24 protein-coding genes and 1 tRNA gene are annotated in these 25,571 nt (G+C 65.4%); 10 read left to right on the top strand and 15 right to left on the bottom strand.

Going from position 1 to position 25,571, the window contains the following annotated elements:
• Position 1: 1 nt before the first annotated feature.
• Entirely contained in the window at positions 2-736 is a 735-nt protein-coding gene (locus ACJJVR_RS17060; protein WP_405406371.1) for a response regulator, read from the bottom strand.
• Positions 737-865: 129 nt separating this feature from the next.
• Between ACJJVR_RS17060 and mce the strand changes: the two genes are divergently transcribed.
• Both mce and ACJJVR_RS17050 read left to right on the top strand, forming a co-directional pair.
• A complete protein-coding gene (gene mce, locus ACJJVR_RS17055) occupies positions 866-1,270 on the top strand; it encodes a methylmalonyl-CoA epimerase (RefSeq protein WP_405406368.1) in 405 nt (134 codons plus the stop codon).
• The gene (locus ACJJVR_RS17050; RefSeq protein ID WP_405406366.1) at positions 1,270-1,539 is read left to right on the top strand and encodes a DUF1467 family protein; all 270 of its coding nucleotides are present in this window, start codon (positions 1,270-1,272) and stop codon (positions 1,537-1,539) included. Before mce ends, ACJJVR_RS17050 begins: the two co-directional genes overlap by 1 nt.
• On the opposite strand, the gene ACJJVR_RS17045 is transcribed toward ACJJVR_RS17050, so the two are convergent.
• The 3 genes from ACJJVR_RS17045 to ACJJVR_RS17035 all read right to left on the bottom strand — a co-directional run bounded on the left by ACJJVR_RS17045 (position 1,496) and on the right by ACJJVR_RS17035 (position 3,090).
• A complete protein-coding gene (locus ACJJVR_RS17045) occupies positions 1,496-2,209 on the bottom strand; it encodes an EI24 domain-containing protein (RefSeq protein WP_405406365.1) in 714 nt (237 codons plus the stop codon). The genes ACJJVR_RS17050 and ACJJVR_RS17045 overlap by 44 nt on opposite strands.
• Positions 2,209-2,781 (bottom strand): nitroreductase, encoded by a 573-nt coding sequence (locus ACJJVR_RS17040; RefSeq protein ID WP_405406364.1) that lies wholly within the window; start codon positions 2,779-2,781, stop codon positions 2,209-2,211. Before ACJJVR_RS17040 ends, ACJJVR_RS17045 begins: the two co-directional genes overlap by 1 nt.
• A 63-nt stretch (positions 2,782-2,844) precedes the next feature.
• Positions 2,845-3,090, bottom strand: coding sequence for a hypothetical protein (locus tag ACJJVR_RS17035; RefSeq protein ID WP_405406363.1), 246 nt, complete (start codon positions 3,088-3,090; stop codon positions 2,845-2,847).
• Between the two features lie 141 nt (positions 3,091-3,231).
• Here ACJJVR_RS17035 and ACJJVR_RS17030 point away from each other — a divergent pair, with 141 nt between their 5' ends.
• Both ACJJVR_RS17030 and ACJJVR_RS17025 read left to right on the top strand, forming a co-directional pair.
• Positions 3,232-4,002 carry a M48 family metalloprotease gene (locus tag ACJJVR_RS17030; protein WP_405406361.1) on the top strand — a complete coding sequence of 257 codons (771 nt, stop codon included), beginning with the start codon at positions 3,232-3,234 and terminating at the stop codon, positions 4,000-4,002.
• A gap of 184 nt (positions 4,003-4,186) precedes the next feature.
• Positions 4,187-4,558, top strand: a complete 372-nt coding sequence (locus ACJJVR_RS17025) for a hypothetical protein (RefSeq protein ID WP_405406359.1) — start codon at positions 4,187-4,189, stop codon at positions 4,556-4,558.
• A gap of 7 nt (positions 4,559-4,565) precedes the next feature.
• Here the strand turns inward: ACJJVR_RS17025 and ilvN are convergent, their stop codons facing one another.
• From ilvN to ACJJVR_RS17010, 3 genes are all read right to left on the bottom strand, one after another.
• Positions 4,566-5,126 carry an acetolactate synthase small subunit gene (ilvN, locus tag ACJJVR_RS17020; protein WP_405406357.1) on the bottom strand — a complete coding sequence of 187 codons (561 nt, stop codon included), beginning with the start codon at positions 5,124-5,126 and terminating at the stop codon, positions 4,566-4,568.
• 25 nt (positions 5,127-5,151) lie between these two features.
• A complete protein-coding gene (locus tag ACJJVR_RS17015; protein ID WP_405406355.1) occupies positions 5,152-6,906 on the bottom strand; it encodes an acetolactate synthase 3 large subunit in 1,755 nt (584 codons plus the stop codon).
• A 159-nt stretch (positions 6,907-7,065) separates the two neighbouring features.
• Entirely contained in the window at positions 7,066-7,905 is an 840-nt protein-coding gene (locus ACJJVR_RS17010) for an arginyltransferase (protein WP_405406353.1), read from the bottom strand.
• Between the two features lie 207 nt (positions 7,906-8,112).
• On the opposite strand from ACJJVR_RS17010, the gene ACJJVR_RS17005 reads away from it, so the two are divergent.
• Positions 8,113-10,914 (top strand): glutamine-synthetase adenylyltransferase, encoded by a 2,802-nt coding sequence (locus tag ACJJVR_RS17005; RefSeq protein ID WP_405406351.1) that lies wholly within the window; start codon positions 8,113-8,115, stop codon positions 10,912-10,914.
• Here the strand turns inward: ACJJVR_RS17005 and ACJJVR_RS17000 are convergent.
• Together ACJJVR_RS17000 and carA are read right to left on the bottom strand one after the other, a co-directional pair.
• Complete coding sequence (locus ACJJVR_RS17000) at positions 10,911-13,046, bottom strand: glycosyltransferase (protein ID WP_405406350.1); 2,136 nt, start codon at positions 13,044-13,046, stop codon at positions 10,911-10,913. The two genes, ACJJVR_RS17005 and ACJJVR_RS17000, sit on opposite strands and share 4 nt — an antisense overlap.
• Positions 13,047-13,153: 107 nt before the next feature.
• The gene (gene carA, locus ACJJVR_RS16995) at positions 13,154-14,302 is read right to left on the bottom strand and encodes a glutamine-hydrolyzing carbamoyl-phosphate synthase small subunit (RefSeq protein ID WP_405406348.1); all 1,149 of its coding nucleotides are present in this window, start codon (positions 14,300-14,302) and stop codon (positions 13,154-13,156) included.
• Between the two features lie 154 nt (positions 14,303-14,456).
• Here carA and ACJJVR_RS16990 point away from each other — a divergent pair, with 154 nt between their 5' ends.
• Entirely contained in the window at positions 14,457-14,918 is a 462-nt protein-coding gene (locus ACJJVR_RS16990) for a GatB/YqeY domain-containing protein (RefSeq protein WP_405406347.1), read from the top strand.
• Between the two features lie 44 nt (positions 14,919-14,962).
• Positions 14,963-15,151, top strand: a complete 189-nt coding sequence (locus tag ACJJVR_RS16985; protein ID WP_405406345.1) for a DUF3008 family protein — start codon at positions 14,963-14,965, stop codon at positions 15,149-15,151.
• Here ACJJVR_RS16985 and ACJJVR_RS16980 read toward each other — a convergent pair.
• The 4 genes from ACJJVR_RS16980 to lipB form a co-directional block, all read right to left on the bottom strand.
• Complete coding sequence (locus ACJJVR_RS16980; RefSeq protein WP_405406344.1) at positions 15,148-15,594, bottom strand: DUF2244 domain-containing protein; 447 nt, start codon at positions 15,592-15,594, stop codon at positions 15,148-15,150. The two genes, ACJJVR_RS16985 and ACJJVR_RS16980, sit on opposite strands and share 4 nt — an antisense overlap.
• 61 nt (positions 15,595-15,655) lie before the next feature.
• Positions 15,656-17,332, bottom strand: a complete 1,677-nt coding sequence (locus ACJJVR_RS16975) for a cytochrome c oxidase subunit 1 (RefSeq protein WP_405406342.1) — start codon at positions 17,330-17,332, stop codon at positions 15,656-15,658.
• 173 nt (positions 17,333-17,505) lie between these two features.
• The gene (locus ACJJVR_RS16970) at positions 17,506-17,946 is read right to left on the bottom strand and encodes a c-type cytochrome (protein ID WP_405406340.1); all 441 of its coding nucleotides are present in this window, start codon (positions 17,944-17,946) and stop codon (positions 17,506-17,508) included.
• A gap of 115 nt (positions 17,947-18,061) precedes the next feature.
• The gene (lipB, locus tag ACJJVR_RS16965) at positions 18,062-18,706 is read right to left on the bottom strand and encodes a lipoyl(octanoyl) transferase LipB (protein WP_405406338.1); all 645 of its coding nucleotides are present in this window, start codon (positions 18,704-18,706) and stop codon (positions 18,062-18,064) included.
• A 107-nt stretch (positions 18,707-18,813) separates the two neighbouring features.
• Here lipB and ACJJVR_RS16960 point away from each other — a divergent pair.
• The 3 genes from ACJJVR_RS16960 to eutC all read left to right on the top strand — a co-directional run bounded on the left by ACJJVR_RS16960 (position 18,814) and on the right by eutC (position 21,076).
• Positions 18,814-18,900, top strand: a tRNA-Leu gene (locus ACJJVR_RS16960).
• Positions 18,901-18,977: 77 nt separating this feature from the next.
• Positions 18,978-20,351 (top strand): ethanolamine ammonia-lyase subunit EutB, encoded by a 1,374-nt coding sequence (locus ACJJVR_RS16955; protein WP_405406336.1) that lies wholly within the window; start codon positions 18,978-18,980, stop codon positions 20,349-20,351.
• A complete protein-coding gene (gene eutC / locus ACJJVR_RS16950) occupies positions 20,348-21,076 on the top strand; it encodes an ethanolamine ammonia-lyase subunit EutC (protein ID WP_405406334.1) in 729 nt (242 codons plus the stop codon). Before ACJJVR_RS16955 ends, eutC begins: the two co-directional genes overlap by 4 nt.
• Here eutC and ACJJVR_RS16945 read toward each other — a convergent pair.
• Together ACJJVR_RS16945 and ACJJVR_RS16940 are read right to left on the bottom strand one after the other, a co-directional pair.
• Complete coding sequence (locus ACJJVR_RS16945) at positions 21,073-22,458, bottom strand: efflux transporter outer membrane subunit (protein WP_405406333.1); 1,386 nt, start codon at positions 22,456-22,458, stop codon at positions 21,073-21,075. The genes eutC and ACJJVR_RS16945 overlap by 4 nt on opposite strands.
• Positions 22,455-25,571: an efflux RND transporter permease subunit gene (locus ACJJVR_RS16940; RefSeq protein WP_405406332.1), complete on the bottom strand. Its 3,117-nt coding sequence runs from the start codon at positions 25,569-25,571 to the stop codon at positions 22,455-22,457. Before ACJJVR_RS16940 ends, ACJJVR_RS16945 begins: the two co-directional genes overlap by 4 nt.

The raw sequence follows: 25,571 nt of genomic DNA, 5'->3' as shown, positions 1-25,571 counted from the left end.
CCTACATTTCGGCCACGCGGGACAGGCGATCCTGGACCATGCCGCTGATGCGCGCCAGGTCCGTCGCCAGCGCATTCCCGGCATTATAGTCGCGCGCCAGCGCCGTGGCCGCGGCTTCCAGTGCGGGGTCGTGGGCCGACCGCGCCACCCCAGCCAGAAAGCGGGCGATATAGTCGATCTCGGTCGTGTCATGGGCGCTGGACAGCACCTCGGCCACGTGGGCCAGGTCGTCGCGCAGGCCTGACGGATCCGGCTGGATCACGTCGTCAGGCAGGGCGCGCAGCATCATCGCCCCGGTTTCGGCAGGCAGCGCGCGCAGGATCGCCTGCTGGAACACGGCCAGGCTCTCGACCGGCTTGGGAAGGAAACCGTCCGCACCAGCCGCCAAGGCCTGCGCCTCGCGGTCGGGGTCGCCCGACATTGCAAGGATCACCGGCACCCGCGTTTCGGCCGCGTGCAATTCAGCGATCAGCGCGACCCCATCCCCGTCCGGAAGACCCAGATCGATCACCACCACGGCCGGGCGATAGCTGCGCAGATGGCGTGCCGCCGAGCGCAGGCAATCCGCGCGGCGAATCCGCGCACCGGACTTGAGGCACAGCAGGCGAACGGCCTCGCTGGCAAAGCGCGAATCCTCGATCACCAGCACTGTCAGGCCGGTGAGCGGTCTGTTCGGCAGCGACAAACGCCATTGCGGCAAGGGCTTGGGCGTGTCGGCCGTGGTATCCGTCAGCATGTTGTTGTCCCCATCCACGTCTTCACAACCAGTTAAACCGCGATTCGCTAAGAACGGGTTAACGACGATGCTTTTCCTTTCCCACGGCTGCGCAAAGCCTTAGAACCCGTGAAAACAAAGGATGTGACCATGATCGGCCGCCTGAACCATGTCGCGATCGCCGTTCCCGACCTCAAGGCGGCGGCAGCACAGTATCAGACCACCCTGGGGGCCACCGTCGGCCCGCCCCAGGACGAACCCGATCATGGCGTCACCGTCGTGTTCATCGAACTGCCGAACACCAAGATCGAATTGCTGCACCCCCTGGGCGACGACAGCCCGATCCGTGCATTTCTGGACCGGAACCCCGCAGGCGGCATCCACCATATGTGCTTTGAGGTGGATGACATCATCGCGGCGCGTGACCATATGAAGGCTGAGGGTGCCCGTGTCCTGGGCAGCGGAGAGCCAAAGATCGGCGCCCACGGCAAGCCGGTGCTGTTTCTGCATCCAAAGGACTTCAACGGCTGCCTGATCGAACTGGAGCAAATCTGATGAACCTGACCGGCGGTATCGTACTGTTCGCTTCCCTGTGGTTTCTGACCCTGTTCTGCGTCATGCCTGTCGGCCAGCGCAGTCAGGCTGATGCCGGAGAAGTCATTCCCGGAACGCATGCAGGGGCGCCATCGGGTGTCGATTGGCGGCGCAAGCTGATTTGGACCACGGCCATCACCAGCGCGATCTGGGCGGTGCTGGCGTGGATCATTCTGGGCGGCGTGATCACGCGCGCCGATATCGCGCACCTTGATCAGTGGATCCGCTGATCATCTGAAACAGGTGTGTAAACGCCGCTGCCGCCAACAGCGGCACCGCAATGTTGACCACCGGAATGATCAAGCCGACAGCGACCAGAACCCCCGTCAGCGTGACGCGGGCAGAGTGGGCGCGCCGCAGGTCGTTGGCCGGGCCCTCGTCCAGGTGGCGGCGGGCGGCCATCTGAAAGAATTCCCGCCCCAGCAGCCAGCCGTTCGCGCCCAGAAACAGCAGCGGCGCAAAGGGACCGATGAACGGTGTCAGGATCAGGCTGATCACCAGCACGGCCAGCACCGCCAACACGACCGCCACCGATTCCAGCAGCCCGTCAAAGAAATCCAGCGACGTGCCGCGTCGGGTCGGATAGTGGATCGCCTCGACTTTCTCGGCGACGGTTTCCGCAAATAGCCCGGCAAAGCCGGCAGCGACCGGAGCCATCAGAAAGATCCCCATCACCGGAAACAGCGCCAGCGATCCCCAGGACAGGACCTGTCCAAAGTCGATCTGACCCAGCCAGGGCAGGTTGACCCCGCCCGGCAGCCACAGCCGCAGCCCCCAGAAGATCGCCGCCTGCAGCGCCACGAACAGCACCAGCGTCAATGCAATGCCCAGCAGCACCAGTCGCAGCACCTGCGGGCGCAGCAGGTCGGCCCAGCCCCGCACCAGTGCGCGGACAGGCATCACGGCAGCCACCGCGTCTTGGCGGCAACGTCAGGGCGGGGCCGTTCCGGCGGGGGCGCGCCACGCGTGCCGATATGGACCAGCCCCGCGATGCGTTCATGCGCCGCGATGCCCAGATGGGCCTGTGCGAAATCCCGGTCCAGCGCCGCGAACCCGGTCAGCCACGCGGCACCCCAACCCGATGCCAGTGCGGCGTTGACCAGCCCCAGGCACATCGCACCCGCCGACAGGACCTGTTCCCATTCCGGCACCTTGAGGCTGTCGACCGGCGAAGACACCACCGCGACGATCACCGGCGATGCCATGGCCTGCGCCGCCTTGTCCGCCGCCGCCTGATCCTGGCCTGCGGTCAGCACCGCATCGCGCAGCGCCGGTGCCATCGCGTCCAGCGTCTGGCGGCCCAGCACCACGAAACGCCATGGCTCCAGCTTGCCGTGATCGGGGACGCGGGCGGCCAGCGTCAGCAGTTCGGCCAGCTGATCACGGTCGGGCCCCGGTCCGGTCATCATCTTGGGGGGGTGTGACCGGCGGGTGGCCAGAAACTGCAGGGCAGCGTCGTTGCGGTGGTCCATGCGGATCTCCTGTAAGGTCGGGGACGGTGTGTCATGAACCGGTCGCGGCCCGCAAGCGGTCGGTCAGCCGTCCTTTTCGATGCGGTAGTTCCCTTCGGGCAGGTTCAGCGCAAGGCGCAGCTCGGTCAGCTGATGCATCGACAGGGTGATGCGGACGACCTCTTCGCCATCATCGCTCATCTGTTCCAGGACGACCCGGTCGTCAAAGCCCAGGATCACCACGTCCTCGTTCAGGGGGCGTGTCTGCGCCTCGGCCTCGTCAATCAGGGTGATCACGGTCGCGTCGAAGTCGTGTTCGATGGTGAACATCCGAATCTCCTTGGGAAAGGCCCGACAATCGCGTGAAAGGGGGCCTGCGGCAAGCGGTCGGGGTTTACGTCGGGCGGGCAGGGGCTATTCTGCGCGCACATGATCGCGCCTACGCCGGGGCGTCGCAACAAGGCAGGAACGATGGGACAGATGATGGCGCGCAGCTGGCTGGCAGGACTGATCGCGGCATTGGCCGTTGCAGGCTGTGCACCGATGCCCGCCTCCGACGCGGCTACCGGACCGGCGCCTGTCGCACAGCGGCCGTCTCTGCCCGCGCCCTCGGCGCCGCATGCGGCCACGCCGGACGGTGCCGCCCGCAGCTTTGTTCAGGTCATGCGCCGGATGGAGCCTGCGGTTCGTCAGGATTGCCTGAACCGCCGCACCGCGCCGATCAGCTGTGATTTCATCTTCGTCGTCGACGATCGCCCGGGGCTGGAGCCGAATGCTTTTCAGACGGTTGACCGCAACGGACATCCGGTCGTGGGTTTCACCCTGTCGCTGATCGCGCAAACCCAAAACCCCGACGAGATCGCCTTTGTCGTGGGTCACGAGGCGGCGCACCACATCCTGAACCATCTGGATCGCAAATCCGGCGCGGCCACCGCGGCGGCCGTGGTGCTGGGCAGCCTTGCGTCTGCCTATGGCGGTGACACTGGTGCCATCGCGCGCGCGCAGGAAATCGGCGCATCTGTCGGCGCCCGCTACTACTCAAAGGAGTGGGAGCTGGAGGCCGACTATCTGGGCGCGATCATCACGATGAACGCGGGATACGATCCGATCAGCGGATCGGGCCTGTTCCAACGTATTCCCGACCCCGGAAACCATGTGCTGGGCACTCATCCGGCACGGGCGCAGCGACTGGCGCAGGTGCGCCGCGCGGTCGCCGATGTGCAGGCAGGCCGCATTCGTTAGGCCGGCGCAAGGGTTGTGCCTCCCCTGCAACGCATCAACTTCCGGATGCAATAAAATTTATGCGGCGAAAGGAAAAAGCTGGCATGTCGGCGGTTTTCTGCTTTAGTCGGCAAAGGTTCGCACAATACTGATCCTTAATTGACACCATCCGGCGCCACGGCGCCATTTCTATGAAGGGGCGCCCATGATCGGGGTTGTCGTATGGAGCAGCGGGTCGCGTGAAAAAGCGATCATCTGGTGCGAAGACCAGGCAACGTTGGCTTATCTGCAAGGAACCGCGAATTTCGCCGGACCGGGCGAATGGCCACAACCTGGCGATCTGGTTGAACTGGAAACCCGAACGGTCGGCAATCTGCGCCATGCGCTGAACGTGACGATGCTGTCGGAAAAGATCTGCATGCAACTGCCACGTATCCTGGCTGATGCACAGCAGCCAACGCGCCCGGCCCTTCGGGTGGTGGCGCATCAGGATACAGTGCCAAGCGGGGCTGTTGCGTCGACCACGCGCCGTCCGGCCACACCCTATGCGCAACCCCGTAGTGGGGTCGCGCGCTAAGACGCGATCAGGCGCCGCGCGACAGCGCCGCGACTCCGGTGCGGGCCAGGTCGGTCAGGCCAAGGGGACGCATCAGATCGGCAAAGGCCTCCAGCTTGGACGGCGTGCCAACCAGTTCAAAGACAAAGCTTTCCAGCGTCGAATCAACCACATTCGCCCGAAAGATCTCGGCGATGCGCAGCGCCTCGACGCGCTTGTCCCCGGTGCCGCGCACCTTGAACAGGCCCAGTTCGCGTTCCACCACCGGGCCCTCGACCGTCAGGTCATGCACCTCGTGGACGACCACTATACGGCCCAGCTGAGCCTTGATCTGTTCAATCACAGCAGGCGTGCCGCGCGTCACGACCGTGATCCGCGAACGGTGGCCGGTATGGTCGACCTCGGCCACGGTCAGGCTGTCGATGTTGTATCCGCGTCCTGCGAACAGGCCGATCACACGGGCCAGCACACCGGGCTCGTTCTCGACCAGGACGGCCAGGGTGTGGCTTTCCTCGACGGGCGAATGGGGGTCGCGCAGGTCATAGGCCGAATGGCTGGACATGCCCTTCTGGATGTTCAAAGCGTTCATGGTTCTGCTCTCCTTCCGGCCGGTCTCAGACCAGCACCGCGCCTTCGGATTCGATCACGCCCAGGGTCTCTGCCTCGCCCAGCAGCATCTCGTTATGCGGCTTGCCGGACGGGATCATCGGAAAGCAGTTCTCGTGCTTCTCGACCAGGACGTCCAGGATGAACGGGCCGTCGTAATCGATCATCTGCTGGATCGCGGCGTCCAGATCCTTGGGGTCGCGCACCTGCGCGCCCTTGCACCCAAAGGCCTCGGCCAGCTTGACAAAATCGGGCAGGCTGTCCGACCACGACTGGCTATAGCGTTCGCCGTGCAGCAATTGCTGCCACTGGCGGACCATGCCAAGACGTTCGTTGTTCAGAATGAACTGCTTGACGGGCAGGCGGAACTGCACCGCGGTGCCCATCTCCTGCATGTTCATCAACCAGCTGGCATCGCCCGCGACGTTGACGACCAGCGCCTCGGGGTGGGCCATCTGCACGCCGATCGACGCCGGCAGGCCGTATCCCATCGTGCCCAGTCCGCCCGACGTCATCCAGCGGTTCGGCCCTTCAAAGCCCAGGTACTGCGCAGCCCACATCTGGTGCTGGCCCACCTCGGTGGTGATATAGCGGTCGTGGTTCTTGGTCAGTGCCTCGAGGCGTTCCAGCGCGTGCTGCGGTTTGATGATTGTGTCGCTGCCGCGATAGGACAGACATTTCTTGGCGCGCCATTCAGCGATCTGGCCCCACCACTGCTTCAGCGCCTGGCTGTTGGTCTTACGGCCGCGTGACTTCCAGACCTTCAGCAGATCCTCAAGCACATGGCCCACGTCGCCGACGATCGGCACATCGACGCGCACGACCTTGTTGATCGAGGACGGATCGATGTCGATATGCGCCTTGACCGAACAGGGGCTGAAATCCGCGATCCGCCCGGTGATCCGGTCATCGAATCGCGCCCCGATGTTGATCATCAGGTCGCAGCCATGCATCGCCAGATTGGCCTCATAGGTGCCGTGCATGCCCAGCATGCCCAGCCACTTGTCGCCCGATGCCGGGTAGCAGCCCAACCCCATCAGGGTCGATGTGACCGGAAAACCCGTCGCCTCGGCCAGTTCGCGCAGCAACTCGCTGGCACCGGGGCCCGAATTGATCACTCCGCCGCCGGTATACAGGATCGGGCGCTCGGCCTGTTCCAGCAGTTCGACCAGACGCGTGATCGCGGCCAGATCACCCTTTTTCGGGGGGTCGTAACGGCCGTTGTCGACCTGCTTGGGCCCGACATAGGTGCCGGTCGCGAACTGCACATCCTTGGGGATGTCGATCAGCACCGGGCCGGGCCGCCCGGATGTCGCGACGTGGAAACCCTTGTGGATCGTGGCCGCCAGCTTGTCCGTATCCTTGACCAGCCAGTTGTGCTTGGTGCAGGGACGGGTGATGCCGACGGTGTCCGCCTCCTGAAAGCCGTCGGTGCCGATCATGAAGGTCGGGACCTGCCCCGACAGCACGACCAGCGGTATCGAATCCAACAGCGCGTCGGTCAGGCCGGTCACCGCGTTCGTGGCGCCCGGCCCCGACGTGACCAGAACAACCCCGGGTTTGCCCGTGGCGCGGGCATAGCCCTCGGCCATGTGAACGGCGCCCTGTTCGTGGCGGACCAACACATGGGTGATGTCGTTCTGCTGGAATATCTCGTCATAAATAGGAAGCACGGCCCCGCCCGGATATCCGAATACGGTATCGACACCCTGATCGCGCAGCGCCTCGACCACCATTCTCGCACCCGTCATTGTTCGGGACATCGTCTTGCTCCATCCATCAAAAAACCCGCAGGGCATGCCAACCGCAACCCCACGTCGGCGCAACCTAAAGTCAGGTCCGGACAGGGTCAATGGCATTGGGTGGATAAAGTGACGCAGGCGGGGTCGAAATTGAAACTTTATTTCGCGCCCTGATGGCCGCTATCGGTCGAACTGCGGCAGCGCAATCCGGGCGACCTGTTCGACGATGGGATCGACGGACAGGGGATGGGCCTCGTTCGAATGGTCCTCGGGGTTGCCGATGTCCTGCCAGACGCCGCCCTTGTAGATTTCCAGCGCGCTGAAGCGGGCCTTGTAGTCCATCTTGCGGCTGCCGGGGACCCAATAGCCCAGATAGACATAGGGCAGGCCCGCCGCACGCGCGATCTCGATATGGTCCAGGATGATATAGGTGCCCATGCTGGCCGGCCGCAACAGCGGGTCGTAGAAGCTGTAGACAAGACTGAGCCCGTCATCCAGCACGTCGGTCAGACAGACCCCGGCCAGATGGTCGTCGCCCTTTTCCAGCGCGGGCATCGCATCGTCGCTGCACCGGTATTCGATCACGCGGGTCTTGACCGGCGTTTCCTCGATCATCGCGGCGAATTCAAAGATGTCCATGTCCGCCATCCCACCATCCGCATGGCGGCTATCCAGATAGCGGCGAAACAGTTCGAACTGTTCCTCGGTCGCCCAGGCACTGGTCGCAAGGCGGCGCAGAGCGGCATTGCGCGTGGTCACGCGACGCTGTGTCTTGGATGGGTGGAAATCGGCCACCCGGATGCGCGCCGACATGCAGGCCACACAGCTTTCGCAACTGGGCCGGTACAGGACGTTCTGTGACCTGCGAAATCCCTGCCGCGACAGGGCGTTGTTCAGTTCGACGGCATTGTCGCCCTGCAACGCGGTGAACAGTTTGCGTTCGGCACGGCCGTGCAGATACGGGCACGGCTGGGGCGCGGTCACATAGAACTGCGGCGCATGGGGCAGCGTATGGCGCATCACGTGCGCCCCGTACAGCATATGGTCAGGTCGCAACTGATCATGCGGGCGCAGAAGGTTCCATATCGCGGGTTGGTATGCGCGAAAGCCTAGCAACGATTTCCCGGCAGGCCAAGCATGGAAAACAGTGTGCTGGAGGGTTCCGTACAACATGGTTTACGCCGCGTTGCGTTGACGGGCCGAGGCCGTCCCGGCAAGGTGATGCGCATGAGCTTTCAGACACGCATCACCCGCCTTCCGCTGCCCGTCGATGCCGCCCGCGGGGCGGATGCGGCGGCGCTGTTTCCGACCCTGTCCGACCGAATGCGCGACCTGATCGCGGGTGCCGCGGGCAGCAGCCCTTATCTGGCAGGCCTGCTGCGGTCCGAGGCGGACTGGCTGCCCGATGCGCTGGACCACGACGACGTCGTCGCGCGTGAGACGCAGGACCTGCAATCGCTGGAGGCGGATGCGCTTGGCGTGGCGCTGCGCCGGGCCAAGCGGCGGGTGGCGCTGTTGGCGGCGCTGGCCGATCTGGGTGGCGTCTGGCCGCTGGAGCAGGTGACGGGTGCGCTGTCCGACCTGGCCGACCGCGCCGTCGATCTGGCCCTGCGCGCCCATGTCGCGACCGAGATCCGGCGCGGCAAGCTGCCCCCGACATCCGCCGATGCGGGCGGTATTTTTGCGTTGGCGATGGGCAAGGGCGGCGCGCGCGAGCTGAACTACAGCTCGGACATCGATCTGATCGTGTTGTTCGATGAGACCGCCTATGCCGAGCCCGACCAGATGGAGGCCCGCGCCGCCCTGATCCGCGCCACGCGGCGCATGGCTGCGACCCTGTCGGACGTAACCGATCACGGCTATGTCTTTCGCACCGACCTGCGTCTGCGACCCGATGCGGCGGTGACGCCGGTCTGCATCTCGACCGCTGCGGCGCTGGCCTATTACGAGGCCGAGGGCCGGACCTGGGAACGCGCGGCCTTCATCAAGGCGCGGGCGGCTGCGGGCGACATCGCCGCAGGGGAACGGCTGCTGCGCGATCTGCGGCCGTTTGTCTGGCGCAAGCATCTGGATTTCGCGGCCATTCAGGACGCGCATGACATGCGGCTGCGGATCCGCGACCACAAAGGCCTTGGCGGGCGGCTGGAGGTTGCGGGCCACAACCTGAAACTGGGCCGCGGCGGCATCCGCGAGATCGAGTTCTTTACCCAGACCCGTCAGCTGATCGCGGGTGGACGCGACCGTGACCTGCAATGCCGCGATACGGTCGGCGGGCTGGCGGCGCTGGCGGCCAAGAACTGGATCCCCCGGGATGTCGCCGACGAACTGACGGCGCATTACCGCGACCATCGCGACATCGAACACCGCATCCAGATGGTGAACGACGCCCAGACCCACAGCCTGCCCAAGGACGATCAGGGCCTGACCACCATCGCCGCCCTGATGGGCGAGGCCGATGCCGATGCGTGGTGCGCCCGGCTGAAATCGCGGCTGGAGCGTGTGCATGCGTTGACCGAACGATTCTTTGCGCCGTCCGAACCGACCGAAACCGTGCCCGACCTGTCAGACGAATCGCAAGCGGTCATCCAAGGCTGGCAGACCTATCCCGCATTGCGGTCCGACCGCGCGCGCCAGATCTTTCGCCGGATCGAGGCCCCGCTCTTGTCGCGTATGGCCCGCGCCGGCCACCCGGTCGAGGCGCTGGCGCGGTTCGACACCTTTCTGTCCGGCCTGCCTGCGGGGGTTCAACTGTTTTCCCTGTTCGAGGCCAATCCACAACTGATCGACCTGATCGTCGACATCTGCGGCACCGCGCCCGCGCTGGCCGCCTATCTGGCACGCCACCCGTCGGTCCTGGACGGGGTTCTGGGCGGCAGCTTCTTTGCGCCATGGCCGGCCGAGGCGGGGCTGGCGGCGGAACTGGACACGGTGTTGCAGCGCGCACTGAGCCAGCCCGCTGGCGGCTATGAACGCGCGCTGGATGCGGCACGGCGGTGGGCGCATGAATGGCAGTTCCGTATCGGTGTCCATCACCTGCGTGGCCTGATCGGCGCGGATGAGGCCGCTGTGCAATACGCCGACCTTGCAGGGGCCTGCGTCGGCGCGCTTTTGCCTGTGACGGCCGCCGACTTTGCCCGCCGTCACGGGCCGCCGCCGGGACGGGGTGCGGTGGTCATGGGGATGGGCTCTCTGGGCGCGCGGGTGTTGAACGCGGGCTCGGACCTGGACCTGATCGTGATCTATGACGCAGATGGGGTGGATGCATCCGACGGGCCGCGACCGTTGGCGGCGCGTCCGTATTACGCCCGCCTGACACAGGCGATGGTCACCGCGCTGTCCGCCCCCACCGCCGAAGGGCGTCTCTATGAGGTCGACATGCGGCTGCGGCCGTCAGGGCGTCAGGGTCCGGTCGCGACGTCGATTGACAGTTTCCGCACCTATCAGCTGACCGAGGCGTGGACATGGGAGCATCTGGCACTGACGCGCGCACGCTGTGTCGCGCAGTTCGGCCGCGACGGGGCGGCCCTGTGCCATGACATAGAGGCTTTGCGCCGGCAGATCCTGACCGAACGCGGCACCGACACTCGGGTGCTGTCCGACACGCGGCAGATGCGCGACCGCCTGTTTGCGGCCAAGCCTCCGGGTGGAGCATTCGACGTGCGGCAGGGGGCAGGACGGTTGCAGGACATCGATCTGCTGGCACAAAGCTGTGCCTTGCGTGCGGGCGACCCGGCGCGGTCAACGCTGGCGCAGCTGCGCGCCGGCCGTCGAGCGGGCCTGCTGGAGACACACGAAGCCCAGCAGCTGTCGTCGATTTGGCAGGGTCTGTGGCGTGTACATGCCGCGGCCAAGCTGCTGACGGATAAGCCGCTGGACGTGGATGAAATCGGGCGCGGAGGTCTTAACTTTCTGATGCGGGAGGTCGACGCAGAGAGTCCAGAGGCGCTGCACGACCGGCTGGCCCGTGATTTCAGCACGGTGCAGGCGATCGTCGAAACGCGCCTTTCCGATGATGGTGCGCAACCTTAGCCGCTTGCGGCACGATCCTTGGGAAAGTGCATGGCGTCGCGTTCGGCTGTCGGGGCATCTGTCTGTGCGACGGTTGCATGGCCGGCATTCGCCTGAAGGTCGGCCGCCACTTCGGCCAGGGTCCGCCCACCGATCTGTCCAAGGACCGGGATCGACACCAGACCCGGCGCCAGCGGTGCGGCAGGCGCATCCCCCGCCTCGATGAATAACCCATGCGCGGTCTTGTCCCAGTAGAAGGGCTTGGCCACAACTTCGTAGATGGCCTTCCATCCTGCCAGGCATCCAAGCGGGTAATAGAAATGCAATGTCGGCACCCAGGCCATCAGGTGGCGATGTTTCGCACCGCTGACCGCGCGCATGCCGACAAAGATGCTGAGCAATTCAGACGCCACGAACAGCCCGAACAGACCGGTGATCGCCCAGGACCCGACGCTGGTTTCCAGCGGCGCGCGCAGTGGATGCGGCAGGCCAAAGGTCAACAGCCAGAAACTCCACAGAACCGGGGCAAGCAGGTATTGCGACAGCGCGCCCAGAAACTGAACCTGAAAGCCCCAGAAGCGCCATGCGCCCAGATCACGATACAGCGCCGCCGGGTCGCGCATGTGCACCGCCCATGTCATCGCATATCCCTTGAGCCATCTGGACCGCTGCTTGACCCAGGGCAGGGCACGACAGTTGGCCTCTTCGTCGGTGGTGGTCTCGATGATCTCGGTCCGATAGCCGCGGCGCGCCAACCGGACGCCCAGATCGGCATCCTCTGTCACGTTCCACGCGTCCCACGCACCGACCTGCTCCAACAGATCGCGGCGAAAGAACAGCGTGGTCCCCCCTAACGGCACGATCAACCCAAGCCGCGCCACGCCGGGCAGCAGGATGCGGAACCAGCCCGCATATTCGATGGTAAAGCACCGCGCCAACCAGTTGGTGCGCGGGTTGTAGTAATCCAGCGCGCCCTGCAGGCAGGCGACATCCGCGGGGGCGAAATGGAACCGGCGGGCGACCTTGTGCAACTGATCGGGGTCGGGACGATCCTCGGCATCCCAGATGCCCACGATCTGGCCGCGACAGAAATTCAGCGCATAGTTCAGCGCCCGGGGCTTGGTCTTGATCGGCCCGTCGGGGACCCGCACAACGCGGATCCAGTGGGGCAGGCGCACCCCATCCAGGGCGGCTTCGGTAATCTGATCGCTGGCCTCGATCACCAGCAGGATGTCGGTCAGTTCACGTGGGTATTCCAGCCGTGCCAAACGTGCGACCAGCTTGCCTGCAACGTCCTTTTCATGAAACAGCGGCACCATCACGGAAATCAGCGGTAACGCGGTCTCCATTTGCGGGGCGACCATATGGCCCTGTTCGATGGCCAGAGCATGCTCGTCCTTTTCGCGCGTCGCCCGACGTGCCGCGAGAAACGATGCCAGCTTCAGCCCGCTCTGCGTCAGCAGCGTCAAAAGGGCCCAGAAGGTCAGCAGACCCACGATCAACGTGGGGATCATGATCATGCCTGCGCCGGTCAGGGCCAGTGCCGCAATGGCCAGCCGCGCCGTGCGGGCCTGATTTTGGGTGCGACAGCTTTCCATGGCGGGAACGCGGGTCTCTGCCTCGCGGATCAGACGGGTACGCCGTGAATTCAGAACCCCGGCCTGTGCCTGATCGGCGCTGCACAGCAGCATCCGAACCTGGCCGAACTGGCGTGGCAGCAGGGGAAGCACGTTTGTGAAATCATCAGGCCGCGCGGTCGCGATCCACGTCACCCCCCCGATTCGCCGCCATGGCAGCAAGCCGTGCGTCAGGCAGAACCCCGCCCCGGCATCGTCGATCAGGCGGGGATCAGCAGGTGTCTGGTCCGGATCGATTGCGGTTGTGCGCCATTGGCGTGACAGCGCCCGGGCCAGCGCCTGCGGCTGTACCATCCCTTGCGCCAACAGCACCTGATCAAGGCGCAGGCGCAGTTTTTTCTGGATCACCGTGGCCTTGAGCATGTCGCCCGCATCGACCGCCTCATCCTCCAACAGGATCTGGCCGAGCGATCGGCGGTCACGCGGGGCCAGCGTCGGCCCGCGCAGGACCGGACTGCCCGTAGGTGCCGGATCGGGCAGGTTGGCAGGCAGGGGCAGGGGAGCAGGCTGCGCCATGGTCGTTTCCCATCAGGATCGACCCATCTTGGCACGCCATGTATTAACAGAGGATTAAGTAATTCCGCCCGACCGGTAAAAACCGATCGGGCGTGGCAATTCCCGGGTCAGGTGCGACGGGCGCGCATCGAATCCGTGAACCGCTTGAACAGGTACAGGCTGTCCTGCGGGCCCGGCGATGCCTCGGGGTGATGCTGAACGGAAAACACTGGCTTGTCCTGCATGCGGATGCCGCAGTTGCTGCCGTCGAACAGACTGACATGGGTTTCGATGACGCCGACGGGCAGGCTTTGCGAATCGACCGCGAACCCGTGGTTCATCGACGTGATCTCGACCTTGCCGGTCTCGACGTCGCGCACGGGATGGTTTGCGCCGTGATGGCCATGGCTCATCTTGACGGTCTTGGCCCCAAGCGCCAGCGCCAGCATCTGATGGCCCAGGCAGATGCCAAAGATCGGCATGTCGCGCTCCAGCAGGTCCTGAATCATCGGCACGGCATAGGCGCCGGTCGCTGCCGGGTCGCCGGGACCGTTCGACAGGAACACGCCCTCGGGCGCGTGGGCCATCACCTCTTTGGCGGTGGCCGTCGCGGGCAGGACGGTGACGTCCGCGCCATAGGCCACCAACGAGCGCAGGATGTTCCGTTTCGCGCCGTAATCCAGTGCCACGACCTTGAACGGCTTATCGCCCGGTGCGGTGCCGAAACCCGTACCCCACTGCCACGCGCCCTGATCCCACTGATAGCTTTGGGCGCAGCTGACGCCGCGGGCGAGGTCCAGACCGACCAGTCCCTGCCAGTCCCGGGCGCGGGCAATCATCGCCTCGATGTTGAAATTGCCGTCCGGGTCATGCGCCAGAACCACGTGGGGTGCGCCCTGCTGGCGGATTGCGCGGGCCAGGCGACGTGTGTCGATCCCGCCGATGCCGATCCGTCCGCGCCGCGCCATCCAGTCGGTCAGTTCCGACGTGCTGCGCCAGTTCGACGGCTCTGTCGGGTCCCACCGCACGACGATGCCGCTGGCGACCGGATCCTGCGCCTCGTCATCCTCTTCAGTGACGCCGGTATTGCCGATATGGGGAAAGGTAAAGGTCACGATCTGGCTGGCATAGGACGGATCGGTCATGATCTCCTGATAGCCGGTCATCGCGGTGTTGAAGACCAGTTCGGCCACGACCTCGCCGGGGGCGCCAAATCCTGTTCCATAGAAAACGGTCCCGTCGGCAAGCGCCAGGCAGGCGGTCGGTTTAGCAGCCATGTCGGCACCTCTGGAATGAAATCAGGCGGTGAATAGGGGGCGCACGCCCCGAGGTCAACCCGCGGCGGACCGGGGCCCATGCTTGAAACACTGGCCCGGTAGGGCTAGATGCGGGTCTTTCGGGCGCATCCCGCGCCTTGGGTTGGAGACGAAGATGGATCTGCGCGCCAAGCTGCAAGCCGCCACCAAAGAGGCGATGAAGGCCCGCGACACCGCTCGGTTGTCGACGCTGCGCCTGATCGCCGCCGCCGTCAAGGACCGCGAGATCGCGGCCCGCGGTGGCGATACCGACGGCACCCTGACCGAAGGCGATCTGGTCCTGATCATGTCGCGCATGGTCAAACAGCGTCAGGAATCAGCCAAGGCCTATGAAGAGGGCGGTCGCCTGGAGCTGGCCGCCAAGGAGGAGGACGAGATCGGCGTGATCCAGGAGTTCCTGCCGCGCCAGATGACCAGCGTCGAGGCAACGGCCGCCATCGATGCCGCCATCGCCGATCTGGGGGCCGATGGTATCCGCGACATGGGCCGCGTCATGGCCGCGCTCAAGGAACGCCATGCCGGCCAGATGGATTTCGGCGCCGTGGGGCCGGCGGTCAAGGCGCGCCTGCTGGCCTGAAACCGCTTCGTCCGTGATGCGTTGTGCGGGCAGGAGGTGACCCCATGCCCGCACGATCGAAAGCCCAACAACGTGCCGCCGGCGCCGCCCTGTCCGCCAAGCGCGGCGAGACCAGGGTCGGCGACCTGAAAGGTGCATCCAAGGACATGTATCACAGCATGTCCGAGGCAGAGCTGGAAGACTTTGCCGCGACCGACCACGACGATCTGCCCGACCACGTCGACGACGACTAACGCATGCGTGCAAGCCGCCGCATCAGGTCGTCGCACAGTTCGCGGCGTTCGTCGGGGGTCAGAAACGCGCCCAGTTCGATTTCCCGCTGGCCGTCCGACAGGGTCAGATAGGCCTCGACCGGACCATCGCGCAGGCCGGGCCGTACCCAATAGCTGTTGGTCTGCCACAGCCGTTCGGGACGACCCGGGTCGTTGCGGCGGATCTGCAGGCGCGTCCGGTCCATGACCAGTTCCTCGCGCGTCTGGCCGGTGCGATAGGTCTGGCGCAATGCGATCCAGACCCCGGCGACGGACAACGCCATGAACGGCAGCAATCCCCACAGTACCTGAGTGCCCAGCACCGCCAGGATCGGCAGCAGCAGCAGCACCGCTGTCGTGCCGATAAACCAGACAAAGCCCCGTTTGGGCAGTGATCGGTGCGGCCACAGGGTGACGGTTTGCAAAAAGGCCCCGGACGTGTCCGGGGCCGCTTTTGTCCAACGATATGGCATCGACGGATAAGCCTTAGTGTGCCGGGCTGCGGTCCCAGTCCTCGCGCTTGGGCAGCTGCTCGAACGTGTGCTCGGGCGGGGGTGAGGGCAGGGTCCATTCCAGCGTGTCGGCGTACTCGTTCCAGTAGTTGTTCTGGCTGACGCGCTTTCCAGCCAGCAGGGTATAGGCCATCACGCCGATGAAGAACACGAACGACGCAAAGGACAGATAGGCGCCCCACGAGCTGATCGCGTTCCAGAAGGCGTATTCGACCGGATAGTCGATATAACGACGGGGCATGCCCTGACGTCCCAGGAAGTGCTGCGGGAAGAAGGTCAGGTTCGCGCCGATGAACATCGCCCAGAAGTGCAGCTTGCCAGCCCATTCGGGGTACTGGCGACCGGACATCTTGCCGACCCAGTAATAGATGCCCGCAAAGATCGCAAAGACCGCGCCAAGCGACATCACATAGTGGAAGTGTGCCACGACATAGTAGGTGTCATGATAGACCCGGTCCAACGGTGCCTGCGACAGAACCACGCCGGTAACGCCACCGACGGTGAACAGGAACAGGAAGCCGAAGGCCCACAGCATGGGTGTCTTGAACTCGACCGAGCCGCCCCACATCGTCGCGATCCACGAGAACACCTTGATGCCCGTGGGCACGGCGATGGTCATGGTGGCCAGCATGAAATAGCTCTGCTGGGTCAGCGACATGCCGACGGTGTACATGTGGTGCGCCCACACGACAAAGCCCAGGATGCCGATCGCGGCCATGGCCAGAACCATCGGCAGGTAGCCGAAGATCGGCTTGCGCGAGAAGGTCGCGATGACGTGGCTGATGATGCCAAAGCCGGGCAGAATGATGATGTACACTTCCGGGTGGCCAAAGAACCACAGGATGTGCTGGTACAGCACCGGGTCGCCGCCGCCGGCCGGATTGAAGAAGTTCGTGCCGAAGTTGCGGTCCATCAGCAGCATGGTGATGGCGCCCGCCAGAACGGGCAGGGCCAGCAGGATCAGCCATGCGGTGATGAACACCGACCAGGCGAACAGAGGCACCTTGAACAGCGTCATGCCAGGGGCACGCATGTTCAGGAAAGTGGTGATGATGTTGATCGCACCGACGATCGACGAGGCGCCCGAGACGTGCACCGCAAAGATGGCGAGGTCGGTCGAATAGCCGCCTTCGGTCGTCGACAGCGGGGGGTACAGAACCCAACCGATGCCCGAACCCAGCTGCTGGTTGCCACCCGGCGACAGAAGCGAGGCGATGCCCAGTGCCAGGCCCGACACGTACAACCAATAGCTGAGGTTGTTCATGCGCGGAAAGCTCATGTCCGGGGCGCCGATCTGCAGCGGCATGAAATAGTTGCCGAAACCACCGAAAAGTGCCGGAATCACGACAAAGAACATCATCAGCACACCATGATAGGTGATCATGACGTTCCACAGGTGACCGTTCGGGGTACACTCCGCGGCGGCATTCGCAAAGAATCGTGCGCCTTCCAGGCACATGTACTGGACGCCCGGCTCGTGCAGTTCCATCCGCATGTAGACGGTGAAACTGACCGAGATCAGGCCCGCCAGACCGGCGGTGAAAAGATAAAGAATACCAATGTCTTTGTGATTGGTGGACATGAACCAGCGGGTAAAGAACCCGCGTGTGTCATGATGGTCGTCGTGGCCGTGTGCGGCTGCGTCTGCCATACCCGAACTCCCTCAAGATTTCGTCGATCCGGCCTGTCGACCGTCATATCACGCATTCTTTAGACCACCTGCGGGCACCGGGCAATGCGTCACAGTGGCCGGACAGGCAAACGCCCCGCCCGGTTCCAGAAAACCAGCCGGGGCGCGATGGTGCGGCACAGTGCCGCGTCAGGTCATTCGGCGGGCGCATCCGGAGAAACACTGGCCAGATATGCCGCTACGTCCGCCTGATTGCGGTTCAGCTTGAAGGTCATCTTGCTGCGGGCCGAATCGTCACCTGATTTTTCCTTTACCCAGGCCGACGGGTCGGTCACGTAGGCGACCAGCTCCTCCTCGGTCCAGACCATGTCCGGGTTGGCTTCCTTGGCGGCCAGAAGTCCGTCGCCATAGTTGAAGCCTTCCGTGTGGGCGATGGGCGATCCGACGATGTTCCACAGGTTGGGACCGGTGGCCCCGCCCTTGACGATGTCGGTGCCGCTGGCGTCCTGAATCATGTGGCAGGCGCGGCACTTGCGGAATTCGCCCTCACCCGCGGCGGCGTCGCCCGCTTCCTGGGCGACGGCGGGGATGGCTAGGGTCGCGCCCAGCAGGGCGCCGACAATGGCTGATCTCATGCGTATTTCCTCGCTAGGTCCTGAAAGGACCGTGGTCTCCTGAGTCATACCGTAGGACCAACGCAGCGTAGAAATCCAGACACCGAAAGGTCGCATTCCAAGAAATGATCGGGGGTCAGCCGAATGTGCGCACGAAACCCTGGCGCAGGGCCACGTCCAGATCGGCCATGCCCACCGGCAGACCCAGATCGACCAGCGACGTCACCCCATGCCCGCTGATTCCGCAGGGCACGATTCCGCCGTAATGCGACAGGTCCGGATCGACGTTGATCGAGATCCCGTGGAAACTGATCCACCGGCGCAGCTTGACGCCGATGGCAGCGATCTTGTCCTCGCGCATCTGACCGTCGGGCAGGGGGTGCTTGTCCGGGCGCGGAACCCAGACGCCCACGCGACCCTCGCGGATCTGGCCCGACACGCCAAAGCTGGCCAGCGCGTCGATCACCCATCCCTCCAGCTGGCCCACGAAGGCGCGCACGTCGCGACCGCGCCGGTTCAGGTCCAGCATGACATAAGCCACGCGCTGGCCCGGCCCGTGATAGGTGTATTGCCCGCCGCGCCCCGTCTGATGCACCGGAAAGCGCGCGTCCAATAGGTCCTGGGGCCGCGCGCTGGTGCCGGCGGTGTACAGGGGCGGGTGTTCGACCAGCCACACGGCCTCGGGGGCCTGGCCCGCATGGATCTGGGCGACGCGGTCCTCCATCAGGGCCACGGCGTCGGCATGCGCGGTCAGGCCGCTGCTGATGATCCATTCAACCATCCCTGCGATGTGGCCTGTCCACCGGTCCTCGTCAACATCCGTTGGTAACCGCAGAAACCGCTTTTCTTTGCAATCGGCCTCGGTTATCAGGCGCGCACTGCCCGGATGCGGCCGTGGCGGAATTGGTAGACGCGCAGCGTTGAGGTCGCTGTTCCTTAACCGGAGTGGAAGTTCGAGTCTTCTCGGCCGCACCAACCCCCCTATTATTTCATCGATGCCTTGACCCCGATGCGGTTCGGGTCATTCTGTTTCCGGACAACCGGGGATGGCCATGGCCCATTATGCCGCCACAGCGCGGGATCACGTCTTTCGATTCGACAGTCTGGCTGCGGTGATGGCCGCAGCCTCGCCCGAACGGGCAGGCGATCAGCTGGCCGGCATCGCGGCGGGCAGCGCGCTGGAACGGGTTGCGGCACGGCGGGTGCTGATGGATCTGCCCCTGAGGATCTTTCTGACGGATGTTCTCGTCCCCTATGAAGAGGATGAGGTTACCCGGCTGATCATCGACAGCCATGACCCGGAGGCATTCGCGCCGATCGCATCGATGACCGTGGGCGATCTGCGCGACTGGCTGTTGTCGCCCGCCACCGACGGCGCGGCGCTGGCCAGTGTATCACCCGGTCTGACCCCCGAAATGGTGGCCGCGGTCAGCAAGCTGATGCGCAATCAGGACCTGCTCCGCGTGGCGCGCAAGGTGCGGGTCATCACGGCGTTCCGCAACACCATCGGCGGAGCGGGTGTGCTGGCCTCGCGGTTGCAGCCCAACCATCCGGCCGACGATCCGCGTGGCATTGCGGTCGCGGTGCTGGACGGGCTGTTGCAGGGGGCGGGCGACGCGGTGATCGGGATCAATCCGGCATCGGACAACCTGGCCAACTGTCACGCCCTGCTGACCGCCCTGGATGACATGCGTCAGGCGCTGGACATCCCGACCCAGACCTGCGTGCTGACCCATGTGACCAACGCCCTGACCCTGCTGGAGCGGGGCGCGCCGGTGGATCTGATCTTTCAGTCGGTCGCGGGCAGTCAGGCCGCGAACGAGGGGTTCGGCATCACCCTGTCCATGCTGGCCGAGGCGCATCAGGCGGGGCTTGCCGCGGAACGTGGCACCGTTGGCCGGAACGTGATGTATTTCGAGACGGGGCAGGGGTCGGCCCTGTCGGCGGATGCCCATCACGGCGTCGATCAGCAGACGATGGAGGCCCGCGCCCAGGGCGTCGCCCGCGCCTATACGCCGCTGCTGGTCAACACGGTCGTGGGCTTTATCGGGCCGGAATACCTGTACGACGGCAAGCAGATCATCCGCGCGGGGTTGGAGGATCATTTCTGCGGCAAGCTACTGGGCCTGCCGATGGGGGTCGATGTCTGTTACACCAACCATGTCGAGGCTGATCAGGACGACATGGACACGCTGTCCACCCTGCTGGCGCAGGCGGGCGTCAATTTCGTGATCGCCGTGCCCGGCGCCGACGACGTCATGCTGGGCTATCAAAGCCTTGCGTTCGAGGACATCGCCTATCTGCGAGAGACCACCGGCCTGACCCCCGCACCCGAGTTTTCGGCCTGGTTGCAGGCGGTTGGCCTGTCGGATGGGGCTTTGCCGGATACGGGTGCGATTGCCCGCCGTCTGGGGCTGCCCGCATGAGCGTGCCGGACCTGCGTCGCCTGTCCGCGCTGACGCCCGCCCGGGTCAGGTTGCAGGCGGGGGCGGGGCCGACCGACCTGTCGGACCTGCTGCGCTTTCAACAGGACCACGCGGCGGCGCGTGATGCGATCCACGGGCAGGTGGACTGGGACGCGCTGGCGCAGGATCTTGCCCCGCTGCCGGTGCTGCGGGTGGACAGCATGGCCACCGACCGCGCCACCTATCTGCGCCGCCCCGACATGGGGCGACAGCTGGCACCGCATGATCTGCCGCGGCTGGACGCGCCGCTGCAACTGGTGATCGGTGACGGGCTGTCCGCCCCTGCGGTCATGGCGCAGGCGGCGGGCGTGGTGCGGGCGCTGGTCGCGTGCCTGCCGGACCTGGCGACGCGCCCTGTCATCCTGGCTCAGGGTGCAAGGGTTGCATTGGGCGATGCGATCGGGGCTGTGACGGGGGCGGGGATGGTGCTGATGCTGATCGGTGAACGGCCCGGCCTGTCCGTGGCCGACAGCCTTGGCGCCTATCTGACCCATGCGCCCCGGATCGGACTGCGCGACAATGCGCGCAACTGCGTGTCGAACATTCATCCGAATGGCGGCCTGTCCCATCAGGCCGCCGCGGAACGGCTGGCTTGGCTGGTGACGCAGGGGCGTCGCATCGGCGCGACGGGCGTCGTGCTCAAGGACGAAAGCGGCGGCAGCGATCTGCTGCCGCCACGGGACTAGTCGGCGATCCGCGCTACGGCGGCACCGGCACCGGTCGCGATCTGCAGGGCCGCCCATTCCTTAGCCGCGTCGTTGCGCGCCGATGCGGCCTGCAGGCGTGCCGCCGCGCGCTGGCGGTCGGCGTCCAGCAGGTCGACCAGCGGCAATGCGCCCGCCTCGAAATTGGTGCGGGCCAGCGCATAGGCGCGGTCATAACTGGCCGCCGCGCGGTCCAGCGCATCGACGCGCTGGCGCAGGCGGCGCAGGTTCGACTGGCTGGTCTGCACATCCTCGACCGAGGCTGCGACTTGGCTGCGCCATGCCAGATCGGCCTGGCGCGCCTCCGAGACACGGCGGGTGCGGGTGGCGCCCAGAATGCCCTGATTGGCGACCGGCAGGCTGATGCGCGGGCCAAAGCCCCATGCCGTCGTTCCGCCCGTGTCACTGACCGTGCCGGTCAGCGACAGCGAGGGCAGCATGTCCGCCGTGGCAACCCCCACCGCCGCCAGCGCCTGCACCAGATCCTGCTGGGCCGCGCGCACGTCAGGACGGTTGCGCAGCAATTCGGCGGGAACCCCGGTGCCGGGGCCGGGCGGGATGCGCAGCGCGCCCGATCCGCCCTGCATCTGCGCCATCAGCGGGTTCGCCTGTTGGTTCAGCAGCGTCGACAGGCGATAGACCTGTGCGTTGAACTGTGCCTCAAATGCGGGCAGGTCGGCTTGGGCCGTCTGCAGCAGCGCCTCGGTCTGGGCGATGTCGAAATCGGTGGCAAGGCCCAGGGCCTGGGTGTCGCGGGTGACGGACAGGGTGGCCTGGCGCGCCTCGATCGTGTCGCGGGTCAGGGCCAGCGCCTGCTGGTTATAACGCGCGTCGGAATAGGCGCTGATCACCTCGGCCAGCCACGCCAGACGGGTGACCTGGGCCTGTGCCTCGGCCGATGCGACGCCGGCGGCCGCCCCTTCGCGGGCACGGCGGGCGCCCCCGAACAGGTCGAACACGAAACCAGCCGACAGATCGGCGCTGCTGGTATAGCCGGTCGCCAGACCGTCGCCGCCCGACCGCACGCGGCTGGCCGATGCGGAGTCGCCGCTGATCTGGGCCGACAGCGGCTGGCTCGCCTGCAGATCAGCCGCCGCCGCACGGATGCGTTCATTGGCGGTGATGATGTCCAGGCTGGTGTCCAGCCCGCCCGCGATCAACCGCGACAGGGTCCGGTCCTGATAGCCCGACCAAAAGGCCGTGGTGCCGACCTGTCCCACGGGGTCGCTGCCGCCTTCGGCAAAGACGCCCTGCACGCTTGTGTCGGGCAGGTCGGTGGGATCGGGCCCCACCGCCGCACAGGCCGAAATCATCAGAAGGGCGGTCAGCGACAGGGTCGCGCGGGTCATACGGGGAAACGTCACGAGGTCTTTTCCTTTTTGCGCGACACCAGCGACCGGATTTTCAGCACGGCCACATAGAACACCGGCACCAGAAAGATCCCGATGACGGCAGAGGACGCCATGCCGCCCAGAACCCCGATGCCGATCGAGTTCTGCGCACCCGCACCCGCCCCGGACGCGATGGCCAGCGGCAGCACGCCCAGCATGAACGCGAATGTGGTCATCAGGATCGGGCGCAGACGCTGACGCGACGCGATCAGGGCGGCCTCGATCACGGTCTTGCCCTCCTTGACCTGCGCTTCGGCGAATTCGACGATCAGGATGGCGTTTCGGGCAGCAAGCCCGATGGTCGTCAGCAGGCCCACCTTGAAGTACACGTCGTTCGACTGTCCAAAGTACAGCGCCGCGGCCAATGCACCCAGGATGCCCACCGGAACGGTCAGCATGACCGCCAGCGGCACCGACCAGCTTTCGTACAGCGCCGCCAGTGACAGGAACACCACCAGCGCGGACAGCCCGAACAGCAACGGCGCCTGGTTGCCCGACAGGCGTTCCTGGAACGACAGGCCGGTCCATGCGGTGCCGTAACCGCCGTCCATGTCGGCGACCATCTGTTCCATCACGTCCATCGCCTCTCCGGACGACAGGCCGGCAACGGCCGCCCCGCTGATTTCCAGCGCTCGCGTCCCGCCGAAACGGGCCAGCTGTTGCGGTTCCTGCTGCCAGCTTTGATCGGCAAAGGCGCCAAAGGACACCATCTCTCCCTCGCTGTTGCGAGCGTACCAGCGGTCGATGTCCTGAGGCTGGCTGCGGCTGTCGGCCTCGCCCTGAACCAGGACGGGCCGCAGGTCGTTTCCAAGCGCAAAGTCGTTCACGTCACGCCCGGCAAAGATCACCGACAGCATGGCGTTCACATCGCCGATCTCGAGGCCAAAGGCCGCGGCCTTTTGCTGGTCGATGTCCAGCCGCAGGGCGGTCTGGGTGGCGGCGGTCTCGTTGCCGCGCAGGTTGGTGACCTGACCGCCCGCCTGCGCATCGGCGACAAGCTGGTTGGCGGCGGCGGCCAGCGCGTCCTGACCCCGGCCCGACTGATCGACCATGTACATGGTAAAGCCCGACGACGTGCCCAGACCCTGGATCGCGGGCGGCTGCAGGGCAAAGATCTGCCCCTGGCGGTTGGTCCCGAAAAAGAATCCGTTCGCCCGACCGACCAGCGACCCGATGTCGAACCCGTCGCGGTCTTCGTAATCGCGCAGCTTGATGAAGACCAGCGCGTTGCTTTGCCCGGTCCCGCCAAAGCTGAAGCCAAGCGCCGCGAAAACTGATTCCACCGTGTCGGTTTCCTGCGTCAGCAGGTACTGTTCGACCTTTTCGACCAGGGCCTGCGTCTGCTGGGTGGTCGATCCGTCCGGGCCCTGAATGATGGCCAGGGCGACGCCCTGATCCTCGTCGGGCAGAAACGATCCGGGCAGGCGGTCGAACAGCGTCACCACGCCAAAGCCGATGGCGACCAGCACCAGCAGCATCCGCAGCGGGCGTTTCACCAGACGGGTGACGACGCCGACATAGCCGTTGGTCGTGCGGTCCAGATTGCGGTTGAACCAGCGGGCGGGGGCGATGCCCCCCTCGCCATGCTTGCGCGCCTTGAGCAGGCTGGCGCACATGGCGGGGGTCAGGATCACGGCCACGCCCAGGGACAGGATCATCGCGGTGATGATCGTGATCGAGAACTGACGATAGATGACCCCCGTGGCGCCGGTCTGGAACGCCATCGGCAGAAACACCGCCGACAGGACCAGCACGATGCCGACCAGCGCGGACGTGATCTCGTCCATGCTCTTCTCGGTCGCCTCGACGGGGCCAAGCCCCTCTTCCTCCATTACGCGTTCGACGTTTTCCACGACCACGATGGCGTCATCGACCAACAGGCCGATGGCCAGCACCATCGCAAACATCGTCAGCGTGTTGATGGAAAAGCCCGCGACCGCCAGCACCGCGAATGTGCCCAACAGCACGACCGGGATCGCCACGACGGGAATGATCGTCGCCCGCCAGCTTTGCAGAAAGACCAGGATCACCAGGAACACCAGCACCACGGCCTCGCCCAGGGTGTGATAGACCTGACTGATCGATTCCTCGACGAAGGGCGAGGTGTCATAGGGATAGGTGATGTCCACCCCCGCGGGCAGGACGCCCGCCAGGCTGTCGATGGTCTCTCGGACGGCCTCGGCCGTCGTCACGGCGTTCGCGCCGGTGGCCAGGTTCACCGCGACCGCGGCGGCCGGGTTGCCGTTATAACGCGAATTGCCGCCATAGCTCTCCTGCCCGATCTCGATCCGGGCGACATCGCCCAGAAAGACGGTCGATCCGTCCGGGTCGACGCGCAACAGGATGCTCTCGAATTCCTCGACGGTGGACAGCTGGGACTGGGCCGTCACCGACACGGTCAGCCGCTGGCCCTCGGCCGCGGGTTGCGCGCCCAGGTCGCCGACGGTGACGTTGGTGTTCTGGGCGGCCACGGCGGCGGTTATGTCGGCGGGGGTGACGCTGTACTGGACCATCTTCATCGGGTCCATCCAGACCCGCATCGCATAGCCCGAACCAAAGGTGTTGATCGAGCCCACGCCGGGCGTGCGCTTGACCGGGTCCTCGATGAACTGGGCGATCAGGTCGCCCAGCTGCACCGTGGTATAGGCACCGTCTTGCGCCGTCAGCGCCGCCACCAGCAGGATCGAGCTGGACGAACGTTCGACCTGTACGCCCTGCTGCTGCACCACGTCGGGCAGCTGCGAGGTGACCAGCTGCAGCTTGTTCTGCACCTGCACCTGCGCGATTTCCGGGTCGACCGTGTCGTCAAAGGTCAGCGCCACCGACGCCGAGCCCGGCGTCGAGTTCGACGTCATATAGGTCAGGCCGTCGATGCCGGTCATCGCATCCTCGATCACCGTGGTGACCGACGATTCGACGATCTCGGCCGAGGCGCCGTTATAGACGGCCCGGACCTGAACGGTCGTGGGCGCGATCTGGGGATACTGCTCGATGGCCAGGGTATTCAGGCCAAGCGCGCCGACCAGCATGGTGATCAGCGCGATCACCCATGCAAAGACCGGCCGGTGGATGAAAAAACGTGCCAT

It is taken from the genome of Paracoccus sp. Ld10 (assembly GCF_045064235.1).
GTDB lineage: Bacteria > Pseudomonadota > Alphaproteobacteria > Rhodobacterales > Rhodobacteraceae > Paracoccus.
The sequence above is the reverse complement of the archived record's forward strand: the minus strand, read 5'-3'. Positions and strand labels throughout refer to the sequence as shown.

Bases quoted from the DNA above. Each gene is read 5' to 3' on its own strand.
- ACJJVR_RS17060 (WP_405406371.1), bottom strand. From the start codon at position 736: ATGCTGACGGATACCACGGCCGACACGCCCAAGCCCTTGCCGCAATGG.
- mce (WP_405406368.1), top strand. From the start codon at position 866: ATGATCGGCCGCCTGAACCATGTCGCGATCGCCGTTCCCGACCTCAAG.
- ACJJVR_RS17050 (WP_405406366.1), top strand. From the start codon at position 1,270: ATGAACCTGACCGGCGGTATCGTACTGTTCGCTTCCCTGTGGTTTCTG.
- ACJJVR_RS17045 (WP_405406365.1), bottom strand. From the start codon at position 2,209: ATGCCTGTCCGCGCACTGGTGCGGGGCTGGGCCGACCTGCTGCGCCCG.
- ACJJVR_RS17040 (WP_405406364.1), bottom strand. From the start codon at position 2,781: ATGGACCACCGCAACGACGCTGCCCTGCAGTTTCTGGCCACCCGCCGG.
- ACJJVR_RS17035 (WP_405406363.1), bottom strand. From the start codon at position 3,090: ATGTTCACCATCGAACACGACTTCGACGCGACCGTGATCACCCTGATT.
- ACJJVR_RS17030 (WP_405406361.1), top strand. From the start codon at position 3,232: ATGGGACAGATGATGGCGCGCAGCTGGCTGGCAGGACTGATCGCGGCA.
- ACJJVR_RS17025 (WP_405406359.1), top strand. From the start codon at position 4,187: ATGATCGGGGTTGTCGTATGGAGCAGCGGGTCGCGTGAAAAAGCGATC.
- ilvN (WP_405406357.1), bottom strand. From the start codon at position 5,126: ATGAACGCTTTGAACATCCAGAAGGGCATGTCCAGCCATTCGGCCTAT.
- ACJJVR_RS17015 (WP_405406355.1), bottom strand. From the start codon at position 6,906: ATGTCCCGAACAATGACGGGTGCGAGAATGGTGGTCGAGGCGCTGCGC.
- ACJJVR_RS17010 (WP_405406353.1), bottom strand. From the start codon at position 7,905: ATGCGCCATACGCTGCCCCATGCGCCGCAGTTCTATGTGACCGCGCCC.
- ACJJVR_RS17005 (WP_405406351.1), top strand. From the start codon at position 8,113: ATGAGCTTTCAGACACGCATCACCCGCCTTCCGCTGCCCGTCGATGCC.
- ACJJVR_RS17000 (WP_405406350.1), bottom strand. From the start codon at position 13,046: ATGGCGCAGCCTGCTCCCCTGCCCCTGCCTGCCAACCTGCCCGATCCG.
- carA (WP_405406348.1), bottom strand. From the start codon at position 14,302: ATGGCTGCTAAACCGACCGCCTGCCTGGCGCTTGCCGACGGGACCGTT.
- ACJJVR_RS16990 (WP_405406347.1), top strand. From the start codon at position 14,457: ATGGATCTGCGCGCCAAGCTGCAAGCCGCCACCAAAGAGGCGATGAAG.
- ACJJVR_RS16985 (WP_405406345.1), top strand. From the start codon at position 14,963: ATGCCCGCACGATCGAAAGCCCAACAACGTGCCGCCGGCGCCGCCCTG.
- ACJJVR_RS16975 (WP_405406342.1), bottom strand. From the start codon at position 17,332: ATGGCAGACGCAGCCGCACACGGCCACGACGACCATCATGACACACGC.
- ACJJVR_RS16970 (WP_405406340.1), bottom strand. From the start codon at position 17,946: ATGAGATCAGCCATTGTCGGCGCCCTGCTGGGCGCGACCCTAGCCATC.
- lipB (WP_405406338.1), bottom strand. From the start codon at position 18,706: ATGGTTGAATGGATCATCAGCAGCGGCCTGACCGCGCATGCCGACGCC.
- ACJJVR_RS16955 (WP_405406336.1), top strand. From the start codon at position 18,978: ATGGCCCATTATGCCGCCACAGCGCGGGATCACGTCTTTCGATTCGAC.
- eutC (WP_405406334.1), top strand. From the start codon at position 20,348: ATGAGCGTGCCGGACCTGCGTCGCCTGTCCGCGCTGACGCCCGCCCGG.
- ACJJVR_RS16940 (WP_405406332.1), bottom strand. From the start codon at position 25,571: ATGGCACGTTTTTTCATCCACCGGCCGGTCTTTGCATGGGTGATCGCG.